This is a genomic window from Streptomyces sp. NPDC020192 (assembly GCF_044388685.1).
In the GTDB taxonomy this organism is placed as follows: Bacteria; Actinomycetota; Actinomycetes; order Streptomycetales; family Streptomycetaceae; genus Streptomyces.
On record NZ_JBIRXG010000003.1, the window covers coordinates 372,886 to 394,448 of the forward strand.

Annotated in this window: 24 protein-coding genes and 2 pseudogenes; 16 read left to right on the plus strand and 10 right to left on the minus strand. The window is 71.5% G+C overall.

Annotated elements, in window-relative coordinates; genetic code table 11:
• The first annotated feature begins 8 nt into the window (after positions 1 to 8).
• Both ACH47Z_RS08785 and ACH47Z_RS08790 read left to right on the plus strand, forming a co-directional pair.
• On the plus strand, positions 9 to 2,660 hold the full coding sequence (locus ACH47Z_RS08785; protein ID WP_399072029.1) for an alpha/beta fold hydrolase: 2,652 nt from the start codon (positions 9 to 11) through the stop codon (positions 2,658 to 2,660).
• Positions 2,657 to 3,508, plus strand: coding sequence for an ABC transporter permease (locus tag ACH47Z_RS08790; RefSeq protein WP_399072031.1), 852 nt, complete (start codon positions 2,657 to 2,659; stop codon positions 3,506 to 3,508). The genes ACH47Z_RS08785 and ACH47Z_RS08790 overlap by 4 nt, the downstream gene beginning before the upstream one ends.
• Before the next feature lie 98 nt (positions 3,509 to 3,606).
• Here the strand turns inward: ACH47Z_RS08790 and ACH47Z_RS08795 are convergent, their stop codons facing one another.
• On the minus strand, positions 3,607 to 4,017 hold the full coding sequence (locus tag ACH47Z_RS08795) for a rodlin (RefSeq protein WP_399072033.1): 411 nt from the start codon (positions 4,015 to 4,017) through the stop codon (positions 3,607 to 3,609).
• Positions 4,018 to 4,239: 222 nt separating this feature from the next.
• Complete coding sequence (locus ACH47Z_RS08800; protein ID WP_399072035.1) at positions 4,240 to 4,653, minus strand: rodlin; 414 nt, start codon at positions 4,651 to 4,653, stop codon at positions 4,240 to 4,242.
• A 260-nt stretch (positions 4,654 to 4,913) separates the two neighbouring features.
• On the opposite strand from ACH47Z_RS08800, the gene ACH47Z_RS08805 reads away from it, so the two are divergent.
• From ACH47Z_RS08805 to ACH47Z_RS08815, 3 genes are all read left to right on the plus strand, one after another.
• Positions 4,914 to 5,327, plus strand: a complete 414-nt coding sequence (locus tag ACH47Z_RS08805) for a rodlin (RefSeq protein ID WP_399072037.1) — start codon at positions 4,914 to 4,916, stop codon at positions 5,325 to 5,327.
• A 293-nt stretch (positions 5,328 to 5,620) separates the two neighbouring features.
• Positions 5,621 to 5,848: a chaplin gene (locus tag ACH47Z_RS08810; RefSeq protein ID WP_399072333.1), complete on the plus strand. Its 228-nt coding sequence runs from the start codon at positions 5,621 to 5,623 to the stop codon at positions 5,846 to 5,848.
• 121 nt (positions 5,849 to 5,969) lie between these two features.
• Entirely contained in the window at positions 5,970 to 6,671 is a 702-nt protein-coding gene (locus ACH47Z_RS08815; RefSeq protein ID WP_399072039.1) for a chaplin family protein, read from the plus strand.
• Between the two features lie 369 nt (positions 6,672 to 7,040).
• On the opposite strand, the pseudogene ACH47Z_RS08820 reads toward ACH47Z_RS08815, so the two are convergent.
• The 3 genes and pseudogenes from ACH47Z_RS08820 to ACH47Z_RS08830 all read right to left on the minus strand — a co-directional run.
• A pseudogene (locus ACH47Z_RS08820) lies at positions 7,041 to 7,618 on the minus strand (glycosyl transferase family 1); the annotation flags it as partial.
• Complete coding sequence (locus ACH47Z_RS08825; RefSeq protein WP_399072041.1) at positions 7,615 to 8,262, minus strand: lipopolysaccharide biosynthesis protein; 648 nt, start codon at positions 8,260 to 8,262, stop codon at positions 7,615 to 7,617. The gene ACH47Z_RS08825 and the pseudogene ACH47Z_RS08820, both read right to left, overlap by 4 nt.
• A pseudogene (locus tag ACH47Z_RS08830) lies at positions 8,259 to 9,114 on the minus strand (glycosyltransferase); the annotation flags it as partial. The gene ACH47Z_RS08825 and the pseudogene ACH47Z_RS08830, both read right to left, overlap by 4 nt.
• A gap of 427 nt (positions 9,115 to 9,541) precedes the next feature.
• Here ACH47Z_RS08830 and ACH47Z_RS08835 point away from each other — a divergent pair.
• Positions 9,542 to 9,781: a chaplin gene (locus ACH47Z_RS08835; RefSeq protein ID WP_399072043.1), complete on the plus strand. Its 240-nt coding sequence runs from the start codon at positions 9,542 to 9,544 to the stop codon at positions 9,779 to 9,781.
• A gap of 235 nt (positions 9,782 to 10,016) precedes the next feature.
• On the opposite strand, the gene ACH47Z_RS08840 is transcribed toward ACH47Z_RS08835, so the two are convergent.
• Both ACH47Z_RS08840 and ACH47Z_RS08845 read right to left on the minus strand, forming a co-directional pair.
• Positions 10,017 to 10,520, minus strand: coding sequence for a hypothetical protein (locus tag ACH47Z_RS08840; protein WP_399072045.1), 504 nt, complete (start codon positions 10,518 to 10,520; stop codon positions 10,017 to 10,019).
• The gene (locus tag ACH47Z_RS08845) at positions 10,510 to 11,253 is read right to left on the minus strand and encodes a hypothetical protein (RefSeq protein ID WP_399072047.1); all 744 of its coding nucleotides are present in this window, start codon (positions 11,251 to 11,253) and stop codon (positions 10,510 to 10,512) included. The genes ACH47Z_RS08840 and ACH47Z_RS08845 overlap by 11 nt, the downstream gene beginning before the upstream one ends.
• Before the next feature lie 49 nt (positions 11,254 to 11,302).
• Here ACH47Z_RS08845 and ACH47Z_RS08850 point away from each other — a divergent pair, with 49 nt between their 5' ends.
• From ACH47Z_RS08850 to ACH47Z_RS08870, 5 genes are all read left to right on the plus strand, one after another.
• The gene (locus ACH47Z_RS08850) at positions 11,303 to 11,593 is read left to right on the plus strand and encodes a hypothetical protein (RefSeq protein ID WP_270083739.1); all 291 of its coding nucleotides are present in this window, start codon (positions 11,303 to 11,305) and stop codon (positions 11,591 to 11,593) included.
• A 129-nt stretch (positions 11,594 to 11,722) separates the two neighbouring features.
• Entirely contained in the window at positions 11,723 to 12,214 is a 492-nt protein-coding gene (locus tag ACH47Z_RS08855) for a DUF5949 family protein (RefSeq protein WP_399072049.1), read from the plus strand.
• Positions 12,214 to 12,798, plus strand: coding sequence for a vitamin K epoxide reductase family protein (locus ACH47Z_RS08860; protein ID WP_399072051.1), 585 nt, complete (start codon positions 12,214 to 12,216; stop codon positions 12,796 to 12,798). Before ACH47Z_RS08855 ends, ACH47Z_RS08860 begins: the two co-directional genes overlap by 1 nt.
• A gap of 124 nt (positions 12,799 to 12,922) precedes the next feature.
• Positions 12,923 to 13,438: a hypothetical protein gene (locus ACH47Z_RS08865; RefSeq protein WP_399072053.1), complete on the plus strand. Its 516-nt coding sequence runs from the start codon at positions 12,923 to 12,925 to the stop codon at positions 13,436 to 13,438.
• Between the two features lie 218 nt (positions 13,439 to 13,656).
• Positions 13,657 to 14,211: a tyrosinase family oxidase copper chaperone gene (locus ACH47Z_RS08870; RefSeq protein ID WP_399072336.1), complete on the plus strand. Its 555-nt coding sequence runs from the start codon at positions 13,657 to 13,659 to the stop codon at positions 14,209 to 14,211.
• Here the strand turns inward: ACH47Z_RS08870 and ACH47Z_RS08875 are convergent.
• Positions 14,175 to 15,134 carry a D-2-hydroxyacid dehydrogenase family protein gene (locus ACH47Z_RS08875; RefSeq protein WP_399072055.1) on the minus strand — a complete coding sequence of 320 codons (960 nt, stop codon included), beginning with the start codon at positions 15,132 to 15,134 and terminating at the stop codon, positions 14,175 to 14,177. The two genes, ACH47Z_RS08870 and ACH47Z_RS08875, sit on opposite strands and share 37 nt — an antisense overlap.
• A 190-nt stretch (positions 15,135 to 15,324) precedes the next feature.
• On the opposite strand from ACH47Z_RS08875, the gene ACH47Z_RS08880 reads away from it, so the two are divergent.
• Positions 15,325 to 16,029, plus strand: coding sequence for a response regulator transcription factor (locus ACH47Z_RS08880; protein WP_399072057.1), 705 nt, complete (start codon positions 15,325 to 15,327; stop codon positions 16,027 to 16,029).
• A 142-nt stretch (positions 16,030 to 16,171) separates the two neighbouring features.
• On the opposite strand, the gene ACH47Z_RS08885 is transcribed toward ACH47Z_RS08880, so the two are convergent.
• Positions 16,172 to 17,119, minus strand: a complete 948-nt coding sequence (locus tag ACH47Z_RS08885; protein WP_399072059.1) for a UbiA family prenyltransferase — start codon at positions 17,117 to 17,119, stop codon at positions 16,172 to 16,174.
• Between the two features lie 196 nt (positions 17,120 to 17,315).
• Here ACH47Z_RS08885 and ACH47Z_RS08890 point away from each other — a divergent pair, with 196 nt between their 5' ends.
• Positions 17,316 to 18,761 (plus strand): FAD-dependent monooxygenase, encoded by a 1,446-nt coding sequence (locus ACH47Z_RS08890; protein WP_399072061.1) that lies wholly within the window; start codon positions 17,316 to 17,318, stop codon positions 18,759 to 18,761.
• Between the two features lie 49 nt (positions 18,762 to 18,810).
• A complete protein-coding gene (locus ACH47Z_RS08895) occupies positions 18,811 to 19,206 on the plus strand; it encodes a PPOX class F420-dependent oxidoreductase (protein ID WP_399072064.1) in 396 nt (131 codons plus the stop codon).
• Here ACH47Z_RS08895 and ACH47Z_RS08900 read toward each other — a convergent pair.
• Complete coding sequence (locus tag ACH47Z_RS08900) at positions 19,193 to 19,714, minus strand: cysteine hydrolase family protein (RefSeq protein ID WP_399072066.1); 522 nt, start codon at positions 19,712 to 19,714, stop codon at positions 19,193 to 19,195. The two genes, ACH47Z_RS08895 and ACH47Z_RS08900, sit on opposite strands and share 14 nt — an antisense overlap.
• Before the next feature lie 179 nt (positions 19,715 to 19,893).
• On the opposite strand from ACH47Z_RS08900, the gene ACH47Z_RS08905 reads away from it, so the two are divergent.
• Positions 19,894 to 21,099 carry a serine hydrolase domain-containing protein gene (locus tag ACH47Z_RS08905; protein WP_399072067.1) on the plus strand — a complete coding sequence of 402 codons (1,206 nt, stop codon included), beginning with the start codon at positions 19,894 to 19,896 and terminating at the stop codon, positions 21,097 to 21,099.
• On the plus strand, positions 21,096 to 21,503 hold the full coding sequence (locus ACH47Z_RS08910; RefSeq protein WP_399072069.1) for an acyl-CoA thioesterase: 408 nt from the start codon (positions 21,096 to 21,098) through the stop codon (positions 21,501 to 21,503). The genes ACH47Z_RS08905 and ACH47Z_RS08910 overlap by 4 nt, the downstream gene beginning before the upstream one ends.
• Positions 21,504 to 21,563: the final 60 nt, after the last annotated feature.

Below are 21,563 nucleotides of genomic sequence, written 5' to 3' on the forward strand. Positions count from 1 at the left end.
GTTGAGCCATGGATCTTCGCCGGCTCTCGCTGCGAGGGCTGTTCAAGGGGCCGCGGCGGCTTACGGCCGCCGCGGCCGCCGTCGTGGTGCTCGCGGGCGCCGGGACGTGGACGGTGGCCGCCGCCTCCGACGACCCGCAGACCGTACGCGTGAGCGACCAGGTCCTGGCGGTCGACGGCGTCCGCCTGGACACGTCGTTCTTCACCCCGGCCACCGCCGGACGGCACCCCGCCGTTCTGCTGGCGCACGGGTTCGGCGGCAGCAAGGACGACCTGCGCGGCCAGGCCGAGGACCTCGCCCGGGGCGGGTACGCGGTCCTGACCTGGTCCGCGCGCGGCTTCGGCAGGTCCACCGGGAAGATCGGGCTCAACGACCCCAAGGGCGAGGTCGCCGACGTCTCCCGGCTCATCGACTGGCTGGCGCACAAGCCCCAGGTCCAGCTCGACAAACCGGGCGACCCGCGCGTGGGCGTGGCCGGCGGTTCCTACGGCGGCGCGATCTCCCTGCTCGCCGCCGGATACGACCACCGCGTGGACGCCATCGCCCCGGCCATCACCTACTGGAACCTCGCCGACGCCCTCTTCCCGAACGGCGTGTTCAAGAAGCTGTGGGCCGGCATCTTCTTCAACACCGGCGGCGGCTGCGACCACTTCACGCCCGAGCTGTGCCGGATGTACGACAGGGTCGCCGAGTCCGGCACCCCGGACGCGGCCGCCCGCCAGTTGCTGGAGGAGCGCTCGCCGTCCGCCGTCGCCGCCCGCATCAAGGTGCCGACACTGCTGGTGCAGGGCCAGACGGACTCCCTGTTCCCCCTCGGCCAGGCCGACGCCGCCCAGCAGGCGATCCGGGCCAACGGCGCCCCCGTGGACGTCGACTGGATCGCGGGCGGCCATGACGGCGGCGACATGGAGAGCGGCCGCGTCCAGGCACGCGTACGCGCGTGGTTCGACCGCTATCTGAAGGGCGACAAGAACGTCGGTACCGGCCCGGCCTTCCGGGTCACCCGCACCGGCGGCGTGAACTCCAACGACGGCACCGCCCAGCTGCGCGGCGCCGGCGCCTCCGCCTACCCCGGACTGCACGACGACCAGCGGTCCGTCGCCCTGACCGGCGGCACCCAGCACGTCGCCAACCCGGCCGGCGCCAGCCCGCCCGGCGTCTCCGCGCTGCCCGGCCTCGGCGGCTCCGGCGGCCTGTCCCAGCTGTCCGCGCTCGGCGTCGGCATCTCCCTCGACTTCCCCGGCCAGTACGCCAGGTTCGACTCCGCCCGGCTCACCCGCGACCTCCAGATCACCGGCGCGCCGACGGCGACCGTCCACATCACCTCGACCAGCGACGACGCCGTCCTGTTCGGCAAGGTCTACGACGTCGGTCCCGACGGCACCCAGCAGGTGCTGCCGTCCCAGCTGGTCGCCCCCTTCCGGGTGACCGGCGCCAAGGCCGGCAGGGACGTCACCGTCACCCTTCCGGCGATCGACCACAAGGTGCAGAAGGGCCACCGGCTGCGCCTGGTCCTCGCCTCCACCGACCTCGGCTACGCCTCCCCGGCCGCCCCCGCCACCTACACCGTCTCCCTCAAGGGCGCCCTGAGCGTGCCGACGGCCCCCGCCGTCACCACCGCCGCCGCGGCTCTGCCCGCCTGGGTGTGGTGGCTGCCCGCGGCCGGCGCGGCCCTCGCGCTCGCCCTGCTGTTCACCGGCCGCCGCCGGACGACCGCCGTCGCACCCGACCCGGAGCTGGCCGACGTCCCGCTCGTCATCAAGGACCTGAGCAAGCGGTACGCGAAGTCCACCGACCGGTACGCGGTGCGCGAGCTTTCCTTCCGGGTGGAGCGCGGCCAGGTGCTCGGCCTGCTCGGACCCAACGGCGCGGGCAAGACCACCACCCTGCGCATGCTGATGGGCCTGATCACCCCGGACGACGGCGAGATCAGGGTCTTCGGCCACGCCATCCGGCCCGGCGCGCCCGTGCTGTCGAGAGTCGGCGCCTTCGTGGAGGGCGCGGGCTTCCTGCCGCATCTGTCCGGCCGGGAGAACCTGGAGCTGTACTGGCGGGCCACCGGCCGCCCGCCGGAGGACGCCCACCTGGACGAGGCGCTGGAGATCGCCGGACTCGGCGACGCCCTCGCCCGCGCGGTGCGCACCTACTCCCAGGGCATGCGCCAGCGCCTCGCCATCGCCCAGGCCATGCTCGGCCTGCCCGACCTGCTCATCCTCGACGAACCCACCAACGGCCTCGACCCGCCGCAGATCCGCGAGATGCGCGAGGTGATGATCCGCTACGCGGCCGGCGGCCGCACAGTGATCGTCTCCAGCCATCTCCTCGCCGAGGTCGAGCAGTCCTGCACCCACCTGGTGGTGATGGACCGCGGCCGGCTCGTCCAGGCCGGCCCCGTGCGGGAGATCGTCGGCTCCGGCGACACCCTGCTGGTCGGCACCGCCGTGCCCGTGCAGGAGCCGGTCGTGGAGAAGGTCGGCGCGCTGCCCGGCGTCGCCTCCGCCGTGCGCACCGACGACGGACTGCTGGTCCGGCTGGAGCCGGGCGGCACGGCCGAGCGGCTGGTCGTGGAGCTGGTCCGCCTCGATGTGCCGGTGGCCTCGGTCGGCCCGCACCGCCGCCTGGAAGACGCGTTCCTGACCCTGATAGGAGGTTCCGCATGAGCACGCTCACCGAGGTCGCCTCCGGCTATCAGACCCGGCACACGCTGCCCCTGCGGGTCGAGCTGGTCCGCCAGCTCAAGCGGCGCCGCACGCTCGTCATGGGCGCGGTCCTCTTCCTGCTGCCGTTCGTGCTGGCGATCGCCTTCGCGATCGGCACCCCGCACGACCGGGGCGGCCGGATCACCCTGATGGACACGGCCACCGCGTCCGGCGCCAACTTCGCCGCGGTCAACCTGTTCGTGTCGGTGGGCTTCCTGCTGGTGATCCCGGTCGCCCTGTTCTGCGGGGACACGGTCGCCTCCGAGGCCAGCTGGTCCTCGCTGCGCTATCTGCTGGCCGCGCCCGTGCCCCGGGCCCGGCTGCTGTGGTCCAAGCTCGCCGTGGCGCTCGGGCTCAGCCTCGGCGCGATGGTGCTGCTCCCGGTCGTGGCGCTCGCCGTCGGCACGGCGGCCTACGGCTGGGGCCCGCTGCAGATCCCCACCGGCGGCGCGCTGGACACCGGCACGGCGGCCCAGCGGCTCGTGGTGGTCGTGGCGTACGTCTTCGTCTCCCAACTGGTCACCGCCGGACTCGCGTTCTGGCTGTCCACGAAGACGGACGCCCCGCTCGGCGCGGTCGGCGGCGCGGTCGGCCTGACCATCGTCGGCAATGTCCTGGACGCCGTCACCGCCCTCGGTCACTGGCGCGACTTCCTGCCCGCGCACTGGCAGTTCGCCTGGGCCGACGCCGTCCAGCCGCACGCCGAGTGGTCCGGCATGATCCAGGGCGCCGCGCTCTCCGTGTCGTACGCCCTGGTGCTGTTCGCCCTGGCCTTCCGGGGGTTCGCCCGCAAGGACATCGTGTCCTAGCGGTCCGGCTACGAGGACGTCCTGCTCGCTGAAGGTGAAGCAGAAACGGCGGCGGGCCACCGGGGGAACCGGTGACCCGCCGCCGCGGAGGGACTCGATCAGCCGTTGTTGGTGCCGTTGCCGGACAGCGCCGAGATGTCGTCCAGGATGTGCGAGAGGGGCTCGTCGCCCTTGGCCTGGGTGGAGTTCTCGGTGCACTGCTGGTTCTGCGGCGCGGACAGGACCGGCACGTCCTGGAGCACACCGACGGCGCCGACGCCCACCAGGCCCTGCAGGTTCGCCTTCGCCGGCAGGCCGACGCAGGGCTTGTTCAGCGAGCCCTGGACCAGCGAGAGCTGCGGGCTCATGTTGCCGAAGGTGGCCGAGTTGCCGAACGACTGCTGCGCGTCGTTGCCGCTGAGCGACGTGGTGCCGTGGTCGTCACCGATGGCGAGGGCCTGGGGGGCCGCCACACCGGCGAGCCCGGCGACGGAGGCGGCGACGGCCGCGGTTGCCCACAGCTTCTTCATGTTCGTTCCCTTTCGAAAGGCGGACTCCGGGGAGGAGCTGCGTGATCGTCAACGCTGCCGACTCGCCCCGAGTTGCGTTCCTTGCCCCGATCGGACCAGTGCAGTCCGGTGAGTTCATGAATGCCCCTTGATTCAAGGGGTGCCCCGGAGATAGACCAAAGGGCCGCCTGGAAGCCGACGGCCCTTCGGGACGGGCCCGTGCGGGCTCGGGGATTGTCCGGATCAGTGGTTGTTGGTGCCGTTGCCGGACAGGGCGGAGATGTCGTCCAGGATGTGCGAGAGGGGCTCGTCGCCCTTGGCCTGGGTGGAGTTCTCGGTGCACTGCTGGTTCTGCGGCGCGGACAGGATCGGCACGTCCTGGAGCACGCCGACGGCGGCGACACCGACCAGGCCCTGGAGGTTCAGCTTCGCCGGCAGGCCGATGCACGGCTTGTTCAGCGAGCCCTGGATGAGTGCCATCTGCGGGCTCATGTTGCCGTAGGTCGTGGAGTTGCCGAACGCCTGCGCGGCGCCGTTGCCGCTGGACGACGTGGTGCCCGTGTCGTTGCCGATGGCCAGGGCCGGCGACGCGACGGCGGCCGAAGCACCGACGACGGAGGCGGCTACCGCGGCGGTAGCCAGAACCTTCTTGATCACTTGCGCATTCCCTTCTGAAGAAACCCCGTCCACCGGAGCGCCTGGTTCAACTGCCCATCCCGTGAATGGTTGCTCCGGTTCACTCCGATGGCCCACGTAGGGGCGTGTGAACACGCCCGGTGCGCCGGTCGAGGAATTCCACCGATGCCGTCGAACCGAACGATCCGATCGAGTGATGCCCCGCAACCAAACCTCCGGGAGCCGGTTGATGCGGGGGCAGGAACGTGCGTCTTGGCGAGGATCCAGGAAAGGAAAGCGAAATGCTGAAGAAGGCAATGGCCGCGGCGGCGGTCGCCGCGTCCGTCATCGGTGTGTCGGCGGCGGCAGCCCCGCAGGCGCTTGCCATCGGCAACGACACGGGCACCACGTCGTCCAGCGGCAACGGTGCCAGCGAGGCGTTCGGCAACAACGTGACCGGGGGCGACCTCAGCCCGCAGGCCACGCTGGTCCAGGGCTCGCTGAACAAGCTCTGCGTCGGCCTGCCAGCGAAGGCGAACCTGCAGGGCCTGGTGGGCGTCGGCGCCGTCGGTGTGCTCCAGGACGTGCCGGTCCTGTCCGCGCCGCAGAACCAGCAGTGCACCGAGAACTCCACCCAGGCCAAGGGCGACGAGCCCCTCTCGCACATCGTGGACGACATCTCCGTCCTGGCGGGCAACGGCACCGGCAACGGCTGACCCACGCCGCTTTCCCCCACCGCCCGGGCGGCGCGCCGGTTCTCCGTGCCGTCGCCCGGGCGGCTTTTGCCCGCCTTCCTGCAGAAGCGTTTCTCTGCCCGGCCTGCACGCCTTCCGCCGGGTGTCAATTCTGTGGAGGCGTTCGAGTGAATTCCGGGACGGTGCACGTTCCAGAGTTTCTTCGGCCGTCTATCCCTCGTTCTACAACCAGCCGGTCATGGTGCGAGCCGTTCCAGTTGTGCTCGCTCGGTTTCGGCCGTCATAGGGGCATGACCGCAGAGAAGGGAAATGTCATGAAGAAGAGCACTGCTGTCATCGCCGGCGCGATCCTGGCGCTGGGCGGGGCCGCCCCGGCATTCGCCGACGCCGGGGCCAACGGTGCTGCCAACAACTCCCCGGGCGTCCTCTCCGGCAACGTGCTCCAGATTCCGGTGCATGTTCCGGTCAACGTCTGCGGTAACACGGTGGACGTCATCGCGCTGCTGAACCCGGCGTTCGGCAACGTGTGCACCGCCCACTGACGGCGTAAGCAAACCCTCAGCCCACCGGCTGTGTTCTGGCTGGCCCCGGATCGTCGATCCTCCGATCCTGTTCGTCCCGGGGCCGGCCTTTCCATCTGCTTCGAGCAGGAAGACAACGAGATTGCGACAGACTCTCAGCAAGGGCATGGTCGTGGCCGCCGCCGCGACCGGCATGCTGTCCTTGTACGGCGGCAGCTCCGCGCTTGCCGACTCCAACGCGAACGGCATCACCCAGGGTTCGGCCGGCGTGCTGTCCGGCAACAGCGTCCAGGCACCGGTGAACGTCCCGGTCAACGTCTGCGGCAACTCCGTGGACGTGGTCGGGGCACTGAACCCGGCGTTCGGCAACTCCTGTGCCAACGAACAGGGTTCACCGACGCGCCAAGGCGGAAGCGACCAGCCGGGTACCGGAAGCAATACCACCCCGCCCTCGAACGGCGGTGACACCTCGCCACCTCCGAACCGCGGAGGCGAGACCACCTCACCGCCCCGCGGCGGTGGCGGGACCACCCCGCGCGGTGGCGGGACCACCCCGCGCGGTGGCGACTCGACGCCTCCCCGGAGTAACACACCTCCGGGCGGCGGTAAGTCGGCACCCCCCCGCCGTGGTCACAGCACACCCTCCAGCGGCGATCACACCACCCCGACCGGCGGGCGCGAGGCCACTCCGCCGGCCGGCGAGCACCACCAAGCGCAGCCGCCGACCCTTGCGCACACCGGTGGTGAGGGCCCGGCCATGCTCGCGGCCTCGGCCGCCGGCGCCGCGCTGATGGCGGCCGGAACGGTCCTGTACCGTCGCGGCCGAGCCGCCGCCCGCCGATAGGGTGCCGGGTGCCGGACCCCGAGTGTCCGGCACACAGCCCGCGCTCCGAAGGGGCGCGGGCTGTGTTTGACAGGCGGGGCCACCGCCGCCTGGGCACGCCCAGCCACAACTGACCCGCAGACGCTCGACGGCCCGTCAAAGCAACGGCCCACCGGAATCCGCCGCCCCGCCGACCCCGCGCGCAGCCGCCGTCACCCGGCGCGAGCGTGCCCACCGTGAAGGTCGCGCCGTGCACGAACCGCATCGCCGGGCCGGAGCCCGCGGCCGTGACCGGAGGCCAGGAACAGACCGGGGTACGACGACTCGAACTCCAGGCCCACCTCCGGCGCCCTTGGCCAGCAGGGCCCGCAGCTCAGGGGAGCGCAGCCGCAGCCGGTCCCGGGTGGCGCGGACCCACTGCCGGGCCTTGTTCGAGGGCAGCCGGGCCACCAGCCCGTCCATGGGTATGGTGGGCAGCTCCAGCACAGGGAGTCGGCCACCGTGCGGCGCGGGCCGCGCCCGTGGTCGTAGATCCGCTCCACCGCGCCGCCCGGCCGTACCTCGCGGAAGTCGATCAGCGCGGTGCGCGCCGCGTCCTCCAGTGCCTCGGTGAGCGCGCCGGCCGCGCGCCCGTTGTCGGCGTCGTCCAGCAGGATGTCCGCGTAGCCGGAGATCGCGCCGCCGAGCGGCACCAGCGCGGGCAGCGGCCACGGACCAGCATCAGCGGCGCTGCGGCCACCAGTTCGCCGCCGGAGCGGACCAGCAGCAGCCGGAGCCGGCCGCGCCCGCCGTAGGACAGCCACCAGGAGTGCAGCCAGGCGTGGCTCTGGAACGGGGTCGCGGCGGCGCACCGCCCGTACAGCCCCGCCCAGGCCGGTGCCGGCGCGGCGAAGCCAGAACTCGTCGGTGACGAGTTCTGTGACGAGTCCGGTGGTGCTGCCGGGGCGCACCGTCCCGGTGGCTGTCACACCTTGCCGTGTGCGTCTGCTGCGACGGCCGGGCCGGGCACCGAGGCCGGGCGTGCGGGCTGCTCCTCCTCCGGCCGGCGCCTCGGCCGCACCAGCAGCCCGAGCGTGCCGAGCAGTCCGCCCGCGCTCGCTCCGACCAGAGCGGTCACCTTGACGGAGGCCGAGCTCGGCGCGGTCGGCTGCACCGCACGGGAGAACTGCAGGAGCTGGACGTGCGTCTCGGCCGCGATGTCGTCAGCGTGCCGGGTGAGCGCGCGGGCCACCGCGTTGGCCATGTCGGCGGCCAGGGCCGGCCGTACGGAGGTGGCGGAGACGGCGACCATCGGGGCGTCCGGCGAGGTCTCGCTGTGCACGTTGTCACGCAGGGTGTTCACCGGCACCCCGGCCCACACCTGGGCGTCGGCGAGCACCGCGAGCTGAGTGGCGACCCGGCCGTAGGCCTGTGCGAAGCCGAGGGCGGAGGCGGTGTCCGCCTTGCTGGTGTGGACGGCGATGACATAGCTGGTCGCCGTGTACGCCGGGGGCCTCACGACGCCGTACTCGACGCCGAGCAGCCCGCCCGCGACGACCCCGGCCGCCACCAGCGACCAGGCCGGGAGCGCGCGGAGACGGAAGGGACGGGAGCTGCGGTGGTTGTCGGTCATGAGGACTTCGCTCTCTGCTGGACGGGGGCGCGGAAGGGGACCTGCGGGGTCGTGAGCGCCGCCGTGTGGACGTCCATGAGGCGGGCGGCGCTGCGAGTGATACAGCAGTGGTGGGCCGCCTCGGGGGCGGTGCGCGGGCCGGGTCCGGCGGCGCGGACTTCGGCGAGCGCGGGGGCGTAGGCGTCGGCGTCGCAGGGGAGGCGCACCGCGTCCGGGGCCGCCTCGGGCGGGAGGTCCTGCAGGGCCTGGCAGGAGGTGTAGCGCACCGGCAGCCCGGCGGCGAGCGCCTCGCCGACCGCGAGCCCGAACGTCTCCTCCGGGGAAGGCGCGGCGAGCATGTCCATCGCCGAGGCCGGCGCGGGCAGGACCGGGCCGGATGAGTCGTCGCCGAGGTACGGCCGCTCTCCGGCGAACAGCACCCGGTCGGCGACCCCCCGACTCCCGGGCGGCCTGCCGCAGCGGCCCTCCTCTGGGCTGCCCCCAACCGGCAACAGCCGGGAGTCGGGCGGTAGTTGGGGTAGGGCGCGGTCAGGACGTCGAAGCGTTTGCCGGGGGCGAGCCGGCCGATGCCGCCGATGGCGAACGCGTCGGCGGGCAGCCCGAGTCGGTCGAGGGTGCGCCCCCGGGCCGCCGGGTCGAAGGCGAACCGGACCAGGCCGATGTCGTTGGGCACGACCGCGATCCGCGGCTCTGGCACCCCCAGCGGGCGAGCCGTGCGGCGACCGTGGGGGAGACGTCGACTGTGGACCGGCCCAGCCGCTCGCCCAGCGGATACAGCCCGCGCACCCTCGGGGTGAGCGACCGACCCTCCATCTGCGGGTGGCCCAGGGAGTGTTCGGTGGTGACGGCTGCAAGACCGACGCGCAGATTGCCGCCCCAGTACGGCCGCGCGTAGGCCACCCGGCCGCCCTCGGGGACGCGGACCTCGGCTCGGGAGGAGTTGTAGGCGTGGGGGTCGCTGTCGACGTCGACGTCGAACATGTCGGACGAAACCACCGTACTGCAGCGCGTGATGACGCTCGGCGAACGACAGGCGAGCGCGGCGGACCGAGGAACTTGCGCATGACTGACGGGCCCTTTCGCACGTGCTGGAGAGATCCGCAACTCTAGTGGCTATACGCATTAATCTGGAGAAACAGAATATAGGTGTTGAAATGGTGAAAGCTTCCTCTTCTGGTACGTCACCCCTTTGGCGGCACAACTCCGGGCGCTGTTGCGCGTTGACACAGCGCCGGGCATCCGCCCGGATGTTTGTGTCGATTCCAAGGAGCACCTCTCCATGTCGCGTATCGCGAAGGGTCTGGTCCTGACCTCCGCCGCCGTCGCGGCCGTCGCCGGCGGTGCCGGTGCGGCCTCCGCCGACTCCGGCGCGTTCGGCGCCGCCGCCAACTCCCCGGGCGTGCTGTCGGGCAACGTCGTCCAGGTTCCGATCCACGTTCCGATCAACGTCTGCGGCAACACCGTCGACGTCATCGGTCTGCTGAACCCGGCGTTCGGCAACACCTGCGTCAACCACTGACGTTCGGGCGCCACCCTTCGGCCGGCCGCCTGCCCCGCGTCAGCGCTTCGGGGTGGGCGGCCGGTTTTGCGCTCACCCAGATGGATCACGATGCGTGTTCGAGTGGTCGCGGTGAGCTGCCAGCGAGTCGACGGTGGGCTGATGTCCCGAAGTTCGCCGAAAGGAACACCCATGCGTGGTCTGCCCGCGCGGCGCCTTGCGTCCACCACTCTCTGCGCCGCCGTCCTGGTCGGTATCACCGGCCCCCGGCAGCCGTCGCCGCCGATTCGGCCAGAGAGCGAGCCCACAGCTCCTCCCAACCCGCCGTGCCGGGCGCGGAGCAGCTGCTCGCCCAGGTCAGAGCCCTGAACGTGGACAACACCGGTTCCGTCCTCCAGCCGGTCGTCGACCTGCTCGAAGTGTCCCTGCAGAAGGGCAAGCTGCCGCCCGACGAGGGCAGGAAGCTCGGCGATGCGGCCCACCAGGCCATCGCCGAGGCGGCGACGTCAGACCCGGCCTCGCTGACGAAGCCCACGACGCCCGCCACCCCCACGACAACCGCGAAACCCACCGCGCCCTCGACCCCCACCGCCCCGGCCGTGTCCACGCCTACGGCGCCTGCCGCGTCCAAGCCGTCGGCTTCGACGGTGCCGACGGCGGTCAAGCCATCGACATCCACCACGTCTGCCGCGGCCAAGCCTTCGGCGGCCACGGTCCCGTCCGCCAAGCCGTCGGCGTCCGCCGTACCGTCAGCCGCCAAGCCGCCAAGCCGCCAAGCCGACCACGCCGGCCGCGTCCAAGCCGACCGCATCGGCCGCGTCCAAGCCGGCCGTCCCCACGGCGACCGCGACTCCCACGGCTCCTGCCGTCCCGAGCACCGTGCCGTCGGTTTCCGCGAAGCCATCGAAGCCTGCGAAGCCCACCGCTGCGGCGGTCCCCTCGACCCCCGCCGTCCCGTCCACGTCCGCCGTCCCGTCCACCCTTCTCTCGACGTCCGCCGTCCCCTCGACGTCCGCCGTCCCCTCGACGTCCGCCGGGACGTCGGCGCTCCCCTCCGCCGCCACCTCCAAGCTCCCGGCGACCCCGGCCGTTCCGGTGGCCGCGAAGTACCTCGACGACGGGAAACCGCTCTCGTTCCGTGACCTCACCTCCGACGCGCTGGCCAATCTGGAGAAGGCCGTCGACGACTTGGTGAAGGCGGTCACCTCCGACCTGTCCGCGGTGCTCTCGTCCGCCACCGGCGTGGTGTCCGGCCTGGTCAACCTTCTGACGAACACGCTCCTCGGCAGCGGCCTGCCCTCCCCGAGCCTGACCTCCCCGGCCTCGCTGCCGTCCGCGCCGTCGCTGCCGGCCCTGCCCGCGACCAGCTGACCCCCGGCCGTCACCACCGTCTCAGCCGCCGTGCCCCGTCCGGACGCGGCGGCTGAGAGCTTTTCCCGCTCATATGTCTTCTCGGCGCGGGGTTTCCGGCCCGGCCGGGTCTCGTTAGGCACGGCGCCAGAACTCCCTGGGGTGACTTGAGTTGCCGAAGAAAGGAACACGATGAAGTCCCTGAAGGCTGCCGCTGTCGTTGCCGGTTCCGTGGCCCTCGCAGGCGTCGCCGCGCCCGCGTTCGCCTACAACGCCGCCGACGTGACGCCCACCAGCCTCAACGGCGCCGTCAACCAGCTCACCAAGGCTCCGCTCACCCTCGACGACGCGATGCCGCTGCAGCACCAGTCGGACGCGCTCAACACCGAGAACAAGCACTCCGTGCTCAACACGGTCAAGCGCGTGACCGGCGCGGTGAACCAGCACAACCCGCTGCTCGGCGGACTGCCCCTGCAGAGCTGACACCCCGTTCGCCCCCGCGCGCGACGTTCCGGCCCCGCTTCCCTCGTTCGTGTGGAGCGGGGCCGGGCACTGGTCCGGAAGGGTGAGAAGCCGCCCGGTGGCGCGCGGACGCGTCGATAAGGTCGCGCGGTGACCTCAACCTCAAGCGACCTCCGCCCGGCCGACCTCGGCACGCTCGTCCTCCTGGCCTGGAGCGGCGAGTCCCCCGACGGCGCCGACATGCCCTACCTGCTGGCCTACTCCCTCGGTGACGCCGAGGGCGGCCCGCAGACCACCGCGGCCGCCGTCGAGAAGCTGCTGACCGCCAACGGACTGCCGGTCGGCGGCGACCTGGTCGACGGCAACGGCCGGCCCAGCCTCCCCGTCAGCCTGCTGGTCGAGGCCGGCCAGGCCGTCGTACGGATGCCGCAGCTGGTCGCCCAGGCCGACGCGCCCAAGGAGTGGCTCGCCGCCGTCGCCGAGCGCGGCTACGCCTACCTCGTGTTCACCACCCGCGCCTGGCCCGAGGGCGAGCCCGGCAAGACCGTCGAGCCGGCCGACCTGGCCGCCTTCGCCGGTGCCGACGAGACCCTGAAGGCCGCCGCGCACGTCGTCCTGCCGGTCGGCAGCGTGCGCCGCTGATGGTCAGGGCCCTGGCCGGCGGCCGGGGGTTCGGGCTGCTGCTGGTGCTCGCCGGAGCGGCCGGCCTGCTCGCCTCCTGGGTCATCACCCTCGACGAGTTCAAGCTGCTGAAGAACCCGAACTTCGTCCCCGGGTGCAGCCTGAACCCGGTGGTGTCCTGCGGCAGCGTGATGAAGAGCGCCCAGGCCTCGGTGTTCGGGTTCCCCAACCCGATGCTGGGCCTGGTGACCTACGGCGTCGTCGTGTGCGTCGGCATGAGCCTGCTGGCCGGGGCCCGCTTCCCTGGCTGGTACTGGCTGGCGTTCGAGGCCGGCTGCCTGTTCGGCGTCGGGTTCGTGTCCTGGCTCCAGTTCGAGTCCCTGTACCGGATCAACGCGCTGTGCCTGTGGTGCTGTCTCGCATGGGTCGCCACGATCCTGATGTTCTGGTACGCCACCTCGCTGATCGTCAGAACCGGTTACGTGCCCGCCCCCGGCTGGCTGAAGCGGTTCTTCGCCGAGTTCACCTGGGTGCTCCCGGTGCTGCACATCGGCGTGATCGGCATGCTCGTCCTGACCCGCTGGTGGGACTTCTGGACCAGCTGAAGAGTGACCAGCCGACTGTTACGGCAGTCGGGGGAATGGTGAACTGAAGCCGTTTCCCGGCTCGTTACGCGGTACGGACGTCGAATTCCCGCAACCCCGCATGCTGAAAGGGACCGTACCTGACATGAAGTCGACCACCCGAGGAACCCTTGTTGCCGTCATCACGGGCGCCGTGGCCGCCGCGGGGGCAGCGGCCACCCCCGCCGCCGCGGTCGGCACGGTCCCCGTCCCTGTGCCGCTGGAGGGCGTCTCCCAGTCCCTCGGCATGGAGGTGCCCAAGGCCGGCCTGGAGCTGCCGTTGCTGACCCCGGGCACGCCCGACGGTCCGCGCTATGTCACCGGGCACCTCCTGCCCGACCGGACGCTGCCCCAGGTGCCCGTCAAGGGCGCGCTGCCCGGCGCCGGCCTGCGGGCACCGCTGCCGCAGCTCCTCGATGACCGCTTCGACCACGTCGGCATCGACGCCCCCGCCTCCGACCTGCGCACCCTCGGCCCCGGCATGAACGTCGACGCGCCCCTGACCCAGCCCGACCCGCGCAACTTCGGCCTCCCGGACCTCAAGCTCCCCGAGGCCGGCGTCCTCGCCCCGGCCCTCCAGACGGTCGCGGGCGCCAACCTGAGCAGCGGGCCGGGACTGTAGACCCGGAGAGCACGGAGCCGGGGGCCGTGGACTCCCCGCGCCCGGGCCGCCGTACTCACGGATGGCTCTCAGGCGGTGCCCCTCCGCTCCGCGCCGGTGAGCCGGTAACGAATATCTGGTCACAAAGGCCTGATCGCGAACATGTGATCAGAGACTGCTGAGCACGGAGGAACGAGCGATGGTCATCGGCGCGGCTGCTGCTGGCCTCCGTCACCGCCCTGGCCCCGTCGTCGTTGCCGCCTCACGGCCAGCGCCACCATGCGCAGAGCACCGACGGCACGTGCTTCGACGAGACCTACCGGGGCTGCCGTATCCAGGGCGTGCTGGTGCCGGTCGGGGGCCGTGAGGCGAGCGGGGGCGACTGGCGGATCACCATCGACGGACGGCCGCTGCACCTGATGCGGCGGACCGACGGCACCTGGCCGAGCAAGGCGGACCACTACACGTCGTACCGCGCGCCGCTGGAGGCGACCAGGGCGGCGGTGGGCGACATCGGGCCCGGCCGACGGCTGCGCGACACGGGTAGGGAAACGGGCGGGGGCCACATGGGGCATGTGATGGGGGACGCGATCTCCTTTTTAACGGCAGTTTCACCGGGGGCGGAGCGATGGCAGATACCGCAGGGTGAGGTTGCTGTCCGGCATCTGCCACAGCGCATGGTTCCGGTCCCGCGGGTGGCCGTGGCGCACGGCTCCTGGCCGCCCGTACTCCGCGGCCCCCGCAGGGCCGGCCGGCCTCAAGGCAGCAGCCGTACCGGGGAGCCCGTCAGATAGGCGCGGATGTTCTCCACCGCCTGGCCGTAGTACGTCGTGTAGTTGGACCGTGAGACATAGCCGAGGTGGGGCGTGGCGAGCAGGCGGGGCGCGGTGCGCATCGGGTGGTCGGCGGGCAGCGGCTCGATGTCGAAGACGTCGACGCCGGCGCCCGCGATCCGGCCCTCGCGCAGCGCGGCCAGCAGCGCGTCCTGGTCGACGACCGACGCCCGGGAGGTGTTGACCAGATAGGCGGTCGGCTTCATCAGGGCCAGTTCGGCGGCGCCGATGAGGCCGCGGGTGGCGTCCCCGCCGGGCACCTGTACGGAGACGAAGTCGCTGTCGGCCAGCAACTCCTCCTTGGACGCGGCCAGTTCGACACCGTGCTCGGCGGCGCGCTCCTTGGTCAGGCGGGGACTCCAGGCGCTGACCCGCATGCCGAAGGCGAGGCCGACCCGGGCCACCCGGCCGCCGATCCGGCCGAGGCCGAGCACGCCGAGCCGGGCGCCGTGCAGATCGGCGCCGACGGTGGACTGCCAGGGCCCGCCCTCGCGCAGCGCGGTGTTCTCCTGGACGATCCCGCGGGCCAGCCCCAGCAGCAGCGCCCAGGTCAGCTCGGCGGGCGGGATGCCCGAGCTCTGCGTCCCGCACACGGTGACGCCGTGCCGCTCGGCGGCGGCGTAGTCGATGACGGTGTTGCGCATGCCGGAGGCGATGAGCAGCTTCAGCCGGGGCAGGCGCGCGAGCAGCGTGCCGGGGAAGGGGACCCGCTCGCGCAGGGTGACGACGATGTCGTAGTCGGCGAGGGCGGCGGCGAGGTCGTCCTCGGCGGCGAGGTGTTCGGGCAGCGGGACGACCTCGACCTCGTCCTCGATCACCGACCAGTCCGCGAACCGGGTGGCCACACCCTGGAAGTCGTCCAGTACCGCACAGCGAAGTCGCACGTCGACTCTCCTTTCCCCGCCGCGACTGTAACGCGCGGGAAAGCGGCAATGCGGGGGATGGGTGGTTCGTGCGGATGCGGAACCTGCATCCCTATTTCGTTCGTGAGGCGGATCACAAGGCAATATCAAGACGATCTGTGCGGCGCTACCTTAGGAGGTTGCCACTTCCGGCATCGAGACAGGGGGACCCGTGCCTTATCCGGCTGCAGCGCAGTTTCTGCGCACAGCGATTCCCGACATCATCCGCTCCTATCAGAGCGCGCTGCGGGCGGTCCGCAGCCCGCTGGCGACGCGCAAGGAGGCGTGGCCGAAGTGCCGCGACCAGGCCCAGGCGATCGTCGAGGACTGTGTCACGGCGCTGATGGGTGAGCAGCCGTCGCCGCCCGCCGAGGCCCGCAGGTACTCGCATCGGGTGGGCGTCGACCGGGCCACGCAGGGGATCGCCGTGGCGGAGTCGGTGCGTGCCGTGGACATCCTGTGGAGCGCGATGCAGCCCGCCGTGCGCAGCGCCGTGAGTTGCGAGGCGGCGGCCCGGCGCACCTCCGCGCTGCTGCTGATCAGCACGGTGTTCCGGGCCAGTTCGGGCAGCCGGCTCTACGCCGGTGCCGTCGGGTACGACGCCGCTCCGCCCCAGCTGCCCGACGAGGTGCAGGAGGAGGAGCCCGGCTCCGACGCGCCCGGCGAGACCCCGGTGCAGTCGGCCGCCTGCGCGGGGCTGTCGCAGCGCGAGAGACAGGTGCTGGAGAGAGTGGCGCGAGCCATGACCAACAGTCAGATTGCCCGTGACCTCGGCATCGAGACGGCGACCGTGAAGCGGCACCTCAACAACATCTACGCCAAGCTCCAGGCGGATTCCCGGATCGACGCCATCAACAAGGCCTACGGACGACGCTGAGACGCTCTGCTCCGAGGTGCCGGCGGGCCGTACCGGGTGCGGAACGGCCGGGCCCCGGCCGGGCGGGCGGGTCATCTCCCGCGCCCCGGCCGGGGCTTCGGTGTGTCCGGCCCGGCAGCAGGCCCTGGCGTGAGCCCTTGGCTCACCGCATCGTCGTCGCGTGCAGCACCAGGGCCGCCACCATGACGAGGTTCGCCGTGTACTGGGTGCGCATGAAGGCGCGGTAGGCGCTGCGGCGCGTGTGCTTGTCCGCGCCCTGGATGCGGGCCGTACGCACGATCTGCGCCACCACGCAGACCGCCCCGACCGCCACCGGCACCATCGCCACCAGTGTCAACGGCGCCCAGTGCAGCGCCGCCAGGATCCCGCCCGCACCGACGGCGAGCGCGCCCGCCGCACCGAGCGCCCGCGCCAGCCAGGCGCCATGGCGCACCGCCACGGTACGGCGGCCGCCGGTGGCGTCCCCGTCGACGTCGCTGAGGTCCTTGACCACCGATCCCACCAGGGCCATCCAGGCGCTCATGACGGTCGCGAAGACGAGCCCGGCCGTGTCCAGCCCGCCGCCGGCGGTGGCGGCACCGCCCGCGAACGAGGTCCAGCCGAGACCGAACACCACCACCGCGCACGCACTGCTCCAGCGCTTCGCGGGAAAAGGCGGCGCCGAATAGATCCAGCCCAGCAAGAGGAATGCGGCGGTCCAGATCGTGAGTCCGGGAACGAATTGCGAAAGGAGCAGCGAACCCGCCGCCGCGCCCGCCGTGATGAAAGCGGCCGTCCTTTCCGGCAGATCCCCCCGCGCGATCGGCCGGACGGACCCATTGGCACGGTCCTCCTTGACGTCCAGGACACCATTGATGAGGTAGGCGGCGACCACCGCCAGCCACCAGGCGAGAGCGCCGACGACCAACTGCCCGGGGTTCGGCTCGTGTTGACGCGAGGTGAATGCGGTGCCCAATGCGTACCGCAGAAGGAAGACGATCTGAACGGTCGGGCGCGCCTCAACCAGAGAAAGACGTGCGTAGCGAATGAGGAGGTTGGGTCGCGCCTTGGAGATGAGTATTCCGTCGGTTATCTCGGCCACGACGATCACGTTACGAGGCTCTCCGGCGCCGGGTGCGGCATCTGCACCCTAGGGTGCATCCCCCCGAATTCCCCGCATGGTTCCTTGGTTGCAGTCGGCCCCGTATCGGCCGTGTCCCGGCCCCGGAAGCCGTCACCATGACCGTCCGAGGCGTGCACCGAAGCCTTGACGCCATTGGACCGACGAAGGTTTGGGGAGGTGGGCCATGACGGACGTGGTCATCGCGGGCGGCGGCCCGGTGGGACTGATGCTGGCGTGCGAGCTGCGGCTGGCCGGAGTGGACGTACTGGTGCTGGAACGGCTCACCGAGCGCGTGCCGCACTCGAAGGCGCTGGGCATGCACGCGCGGACCCTGGAGGTGCTCGACCAGCGCGGCATCGCGGAGCGCTTCCTGGAGGGGCACAAGCGGGCGCCCACCACGCACTTCGCCGGGCTGCGGCCACTGGAGTTCGACGCCTCCGCCACGCGGCACCCGTACATGCTGCTCATCCCGCAGGCGCACACCGAACGGCTGCTCGCCGAGCGCGCCGCCGAACTGGGCGTGGAGATCCGGTACGGCACCGAGGTCACGGGCCTCGCCCAGGACGCCGACGGCGTCGACATCGAGGTGGCCGGCGGGGCGCCGCTGCGGGCCCGCTACCTGGTCGGCTGCGACGGCAGCCGCAGCACCGTGCGCCTGCTGCTCGGCGTGGACTTCCCCGGCACCCCGGCCACGCTCACCGCGACGATCGCCGACGTCAGCCTCGACGAACCCCCGGCCACGCCGGCGCTGCTGGCCCGGCACCCGGGCGGACAGGCCGGGGTGCTGGAGTACCAGCCGGGCATGTACCGGGCGATGACCATCGAGTACGACACGGTGGCCGACCCGGACGTCCCGGTGACCTTCGACGAGTTCAGGGCCACCTTCCGGCGGATCGCCGGCACCGACCACGGCATGCGCGACGCGATCTGGGTCTCCCGGTTCGGTGACGCCGCCCGGCAGGCCGACCGCTACCGGGTGGGCCGGGTGTTCCTGGCCGGGGACGCCGCGCACATCCACAACCCGTCCGGCGGACAGGGCCTGAACCTCGGGGTGCAGGACGCGGTGAACCTCGGCTGGAAGCTGGCCGCCGCCGTCCGCGGACAGACGGGCGAGGACCTGCTGGACAGCTACCACACCGAGCGCCACCCGGTCGGCGCGCGCGTGCTGCAGAACACCCACGCACAGGTCGCGCTGAGCCGCCCCGGGCACGCGGTGGACGCGCTGCGGGAGCTGTTCGCCGAGCTGATCCGCGTCGAGGAGGTCAACCGCCGGCTGACCGGCCTGGTCAGCGCGCTCGACGTGCGCTACCCCATCGCCGGCGCCCACCCGCTGACCGGGGCGCGGATGCCGGACGCGGACCTCAAGACCTCCGACGGCGACACCCGGGTGTCCCGGCTGCTGCACTCCGGCCGGGGCGTCCTGCTCGACCTGACCGAGGACCCCGCGCTGCGTACCGCCGCGGCCGGCTGGGCCGACCGCGTGGACCTCGTACCGGCGCGGCACGCGGACGCGCGCCTGGACGGCGTGGACGCGGTGCTGGTGCGCCCCGACGGCTATGTGGCGTGGGCCGCCCCGACCGACGTGGAGCTGCCGCACGCGCTGACGACCTGGTTCGGCCCGGCGCGCTGATGCCGCCCCCGGATCGCTTTCCCAACTCACCCTGAAACAAAGGCACTTGATGAGTCTCATACCCGAAAGTCACCGCGACCTGCTGGAGCGGCCGCTCTTCGCCCACCTGGCGACGACGCGGGCGGGCCAGGGCGGTCCGCAGGTGAATCCGATGTGGTGTTCCTGGGACGGCACCCATCTGCGGTTCACGAGTACCCGGACCCGCTTCAAGTACCGGAACGTGACGGCCGATCCGCGGGTCGCGGTGTCCATCAACGATCCGGAGGAGCCGTACCGCTATCTGGAGATCCGCGGTGTCGTCGAGCGCGTCGACGACGACTCCTCCGGCGCGTTCTTCGTCGAACTGGCCGACCGCTACAGCAGGGAGCTGGGCGGCCGGCTGCCCTCGGACGTCAGGGACCGCGTGGTGTACGTGGTCCGGCCGACCGCCGTCAGCTACCAGTGACGAGCCCGGCGAGGACCTCCTCGGTCGTGCGCACCGCGGCACCCGCGCGGGCGAACCGACCGAGGACCCGGTCCTGTTCGGCGGCCGAGACCGTGGCGGTGGCATCGGAGACCAGGGTGACCCGGTAGCCCGATGCCAGCGCCGTCCGGGCCGTGGCGGCGACGCCGTGCGCCGTCGACAGGCCGGCGATCACCACGTCGGTGATCCCCAGCGCGGCCAGCCGCGCATCCAGATCCGTCCCCTCGAACGCGTCGAGGCCGTGCTTGACGACCAGCAGGTCGTCCGGTCCCGGTGCGATCAGCTCGTGCAGCTGGTTGGCGGGGGCCTCGGGCCCGCCGCCGGAGCCGTCGGCATGCAGGTGACGGACCAGCACCACATCGGTGAAGCCCGTCCGCAGCCGGGCACAGGCATCGACGAGCGCCGGGGCGGGCGTCGGTTCCCACGGGTGCATTCCCAGGATCCAGTGCTGCAGGTCGACGAGTATCAGCGCGGCACGGGTCTCGGTCATGTTCCGCATGTTCCCCCCCAGAGCTGTTGAGTTCGGGCCGGAAGGCTAGCAGAAATGATCAACGAGATTTCCACTGCACCCTAGGGTGCAGTTCCCGGCCAGGGGGCCCGAACCCCTCGTAATGTAGAGCTCGCGGTCGAGAACACAATTCCCGGTCCACGGAAAGGAAATGAGAAGACATGGAACTCAGGGCGGATCGTCTGGACGGTCTGGGAAAGTACTTCGGCCGGCTGACAGCCGAGGGAAGGATTCCCGGATACTCGGCGATGGTTTCACAGCACGGAGAGGTGAAGTACGAGTCCTCCGGCGGAATGGCGAACATAGCCGAGGGAATTCCGATGACGGCGGACAGCATCTTCCGTACCTGGTCGCTGAGCAAGCCGATGACCTCGGTGGCCTTCATGAAGCTCGTGGAGGACGGCCTGGTGGGTCTGAACGACCCGCTGGCGGACTATCTGCCGGCCTTCCGTGACCAGCGCGTCTACCGCACCGGACTCCCCGCGGCCCCGGTCACCGAGGGCCTGCTGGAGCCCATCCGGATGTGGCACCTGCTGACCCACACCGCGGGCCTGGGCTACGGCGCCCACCAGTCGCACGCCGTGGACACCCTGTACGTGGGCCAGGGCTACACGGTCGAGCCCCCGGCCGGCACGAGCCTCGCCGAGGCCGTCGACGCGTGGGCCTCCTTCCCGCTGCGGTTCCAGCCGGGCACGGGCTGGAACTACGGCGTGAGCACCGACGTCCTGGGCCGGGTCATCGAGGTGGTCTCCGGCAAGCGCCTCGACGTCTTCATGCGCGAGTCGTTCTTCGAGCCGCTGGGCCTGAAGGACTCCGGCTTCCGCGTGGACCCGCGGAACAAGGACCGTTACGCCGAGATCTACAGCCCCACCGCCGACGGCGGCATCGAGCACAACCCGCAGGCGAGCGCCTACCCCACCGAGGAGCCGGTCTTCCTGTCGGGCGGCGGCGGTATCTACACCACGGTCGCCGACTACATGAAGTTCCTCGGCATGCTGGCGGCGGGCGGCAGGATCGCCGGCGGCTCCGACTTCTACCTGTCGCCGCTGACCGTCGAGTCGATCCGCGGCAACCACCTGCCGGGGAACATCACGCTGGGCGGATTCGGCAACTGGGCGGTGCCCGCCGTCAACGAGCTGATGCCCGGCGCCGGCTTCGGACTGGGCTTCATGACGGTCGAGTCGCCGCGCGAGACCCATCTGCTGACCCGTCAGGGCGAGTACTTCTGGCTCTCGATGAGCAGCGCCAACTTCTTCGTCGACCCCGCGTCCGGTGTCGCCGCCCTGGTCTCCCCGCAGCTGTTCCCGTCCCGGACGCTGCCGGTCACCAACCGCCTGCGGCAGTTCGTCTACCAGGCCTGCCGATGAGCACGAAATCGCTGCCCGTGGAGATCCCGCTCAGATGGGGCGACATGGATTCCTACGGTCACGTCAACAACTGTGAAGTCGTCCGGATCATCGAAGAAGCCCGCATGAGATGGCTCATGTCGAGCGGGGTCTTCGACGGGGAGACCGCGGTCGTCGCGGCGCATGAGATCGGATATCTGCGTCCGCTCCAGTACTCGCTCGACCCGGTCAACGTCGAGGTGTGGACCTCGAATGTGCGGCGGTCCAGCTTCGAGTTCAATTTCCGGATCCTGGACAACTCCCGGCAGGTGAGCGTCAAGGCCGTCAGCCGGATGGTGATGTTCGACCTCGCCAAACAGGAGGCCTACGCCATGAGTCCGCGGCTGCGCGAACATCTCGCCGCCGCCAGCGGAGACCGTCTCTAGCTCTCATCCCCCCAAGAAAAGGAATTCCTCATGTCGACCGTGGTGTCGAAAGCCCCCCCA

Coding starts and splice junctions, on each gene's coding strand:
- ACH47Z_RS08785 (WP_399072029.1), top strand. CDS start 9: ATGGATCTTCGCCGGCTCTCGCTGCGAGGGCTGTTCAAGGGGCCGCGG.
- ACH47Z_RS08790 (WP_399072031.1), top strand. CDS start 2,657: ATGAGCACGCTCACCGAGGTCGCCTCCGGCTATCAGACCCGGCACACG.
- ACH47Z_RS08795 (WP_399072033.1), bottom strand. CDS start 4,017: ATGAAGAAGCTGTGGGCAACCGCGGCCGTCGCCGCCTCCGTCGCCGGG.
- ACH47Z_RS08805 (WP_399072037.1), top strand. CDS start 4,914: ATGCTGAAGAAGGCAATGGCCGCGGCGGCGGTCGCCGCGTCCGTCATC.
- ACH47Z_RS08810 (WP_399072333.1), top strand. CDS start 5,621: ATGAAGAAGAGCACTGCTGTCATCGCCGGCGCGATCCTGGCGCTGGGC.
- ACH47Z_RS08825 (WP_399072041.1), bottom strand. CDS start 8,262: ATGACCGACAACCACCGCAGCTCCCGTCCCTTCCGTCTCCGCGCGCTC.
- ACH47Z_RS08835 (WP_399072043.1), top strand. CDS start 9,542: ATGTCGCGTATCGCGAAGGGTCTGGTCCTGACCTCCGCCGCCGTCGCG.
- ACH47Z_RS08850 (WP_270083739.1), top strand. CDS start 11,303: ATGAAGTCCCTGAAGGCTGCCGCTGTCGTTGCCGGTTCCGTGGCCCTC.
- ACH47Z_RS08860 (WP_399072051.1), top strand. CDS start 12,214: ATGGTCAGGGCCCTGGCCGGCGGCCGGGGGTTCGGGCTGCTGCTGGTG.
- ACH47Z_RS08865 (WP_399072053.1), top strand. CDS start 12,923: ATGAAGTCGACCACCCGAGGAACCCTTGTTGCCGTCATCACGGGCGCC.
- ACH47Z_RS08890 (WP_399072061.1), top strand. CDS start 17,316: ATGACGGACGTGGTCATCGCGGGCGGCGGCCCGGTGGGACTGATGCTG.
- ACH47Z_RS08895 (WP_399072064.1), top strand. CDS start 18,811: ATGAGTCTCATACCCGAAAGTCACCGCGACCTGCTGGAGCGGCCGCTC.
- ACH47Z_RS08900 (WP_399072066.1), bottom strand. CDS start 19,714: ATGACCGAGACCCGTGCCGCGCTGATACTCGTCGACCTGCAGCACTGG.
- ACH47Z_RS08905 (WP_399072067.1), top strand. CDS start 19,894: ATGGAACTCAGGGCGGATCGTCTGGACGGTCTGGGAAAGTACTTCGGC.
- ACH47Z_RS08910 (WP_399072069.1), top strand. CDS start 21,096: ATGAGCACGAAATCGCTGCCCGTGGAGATCCCGCTCAGATGGGGCGAC.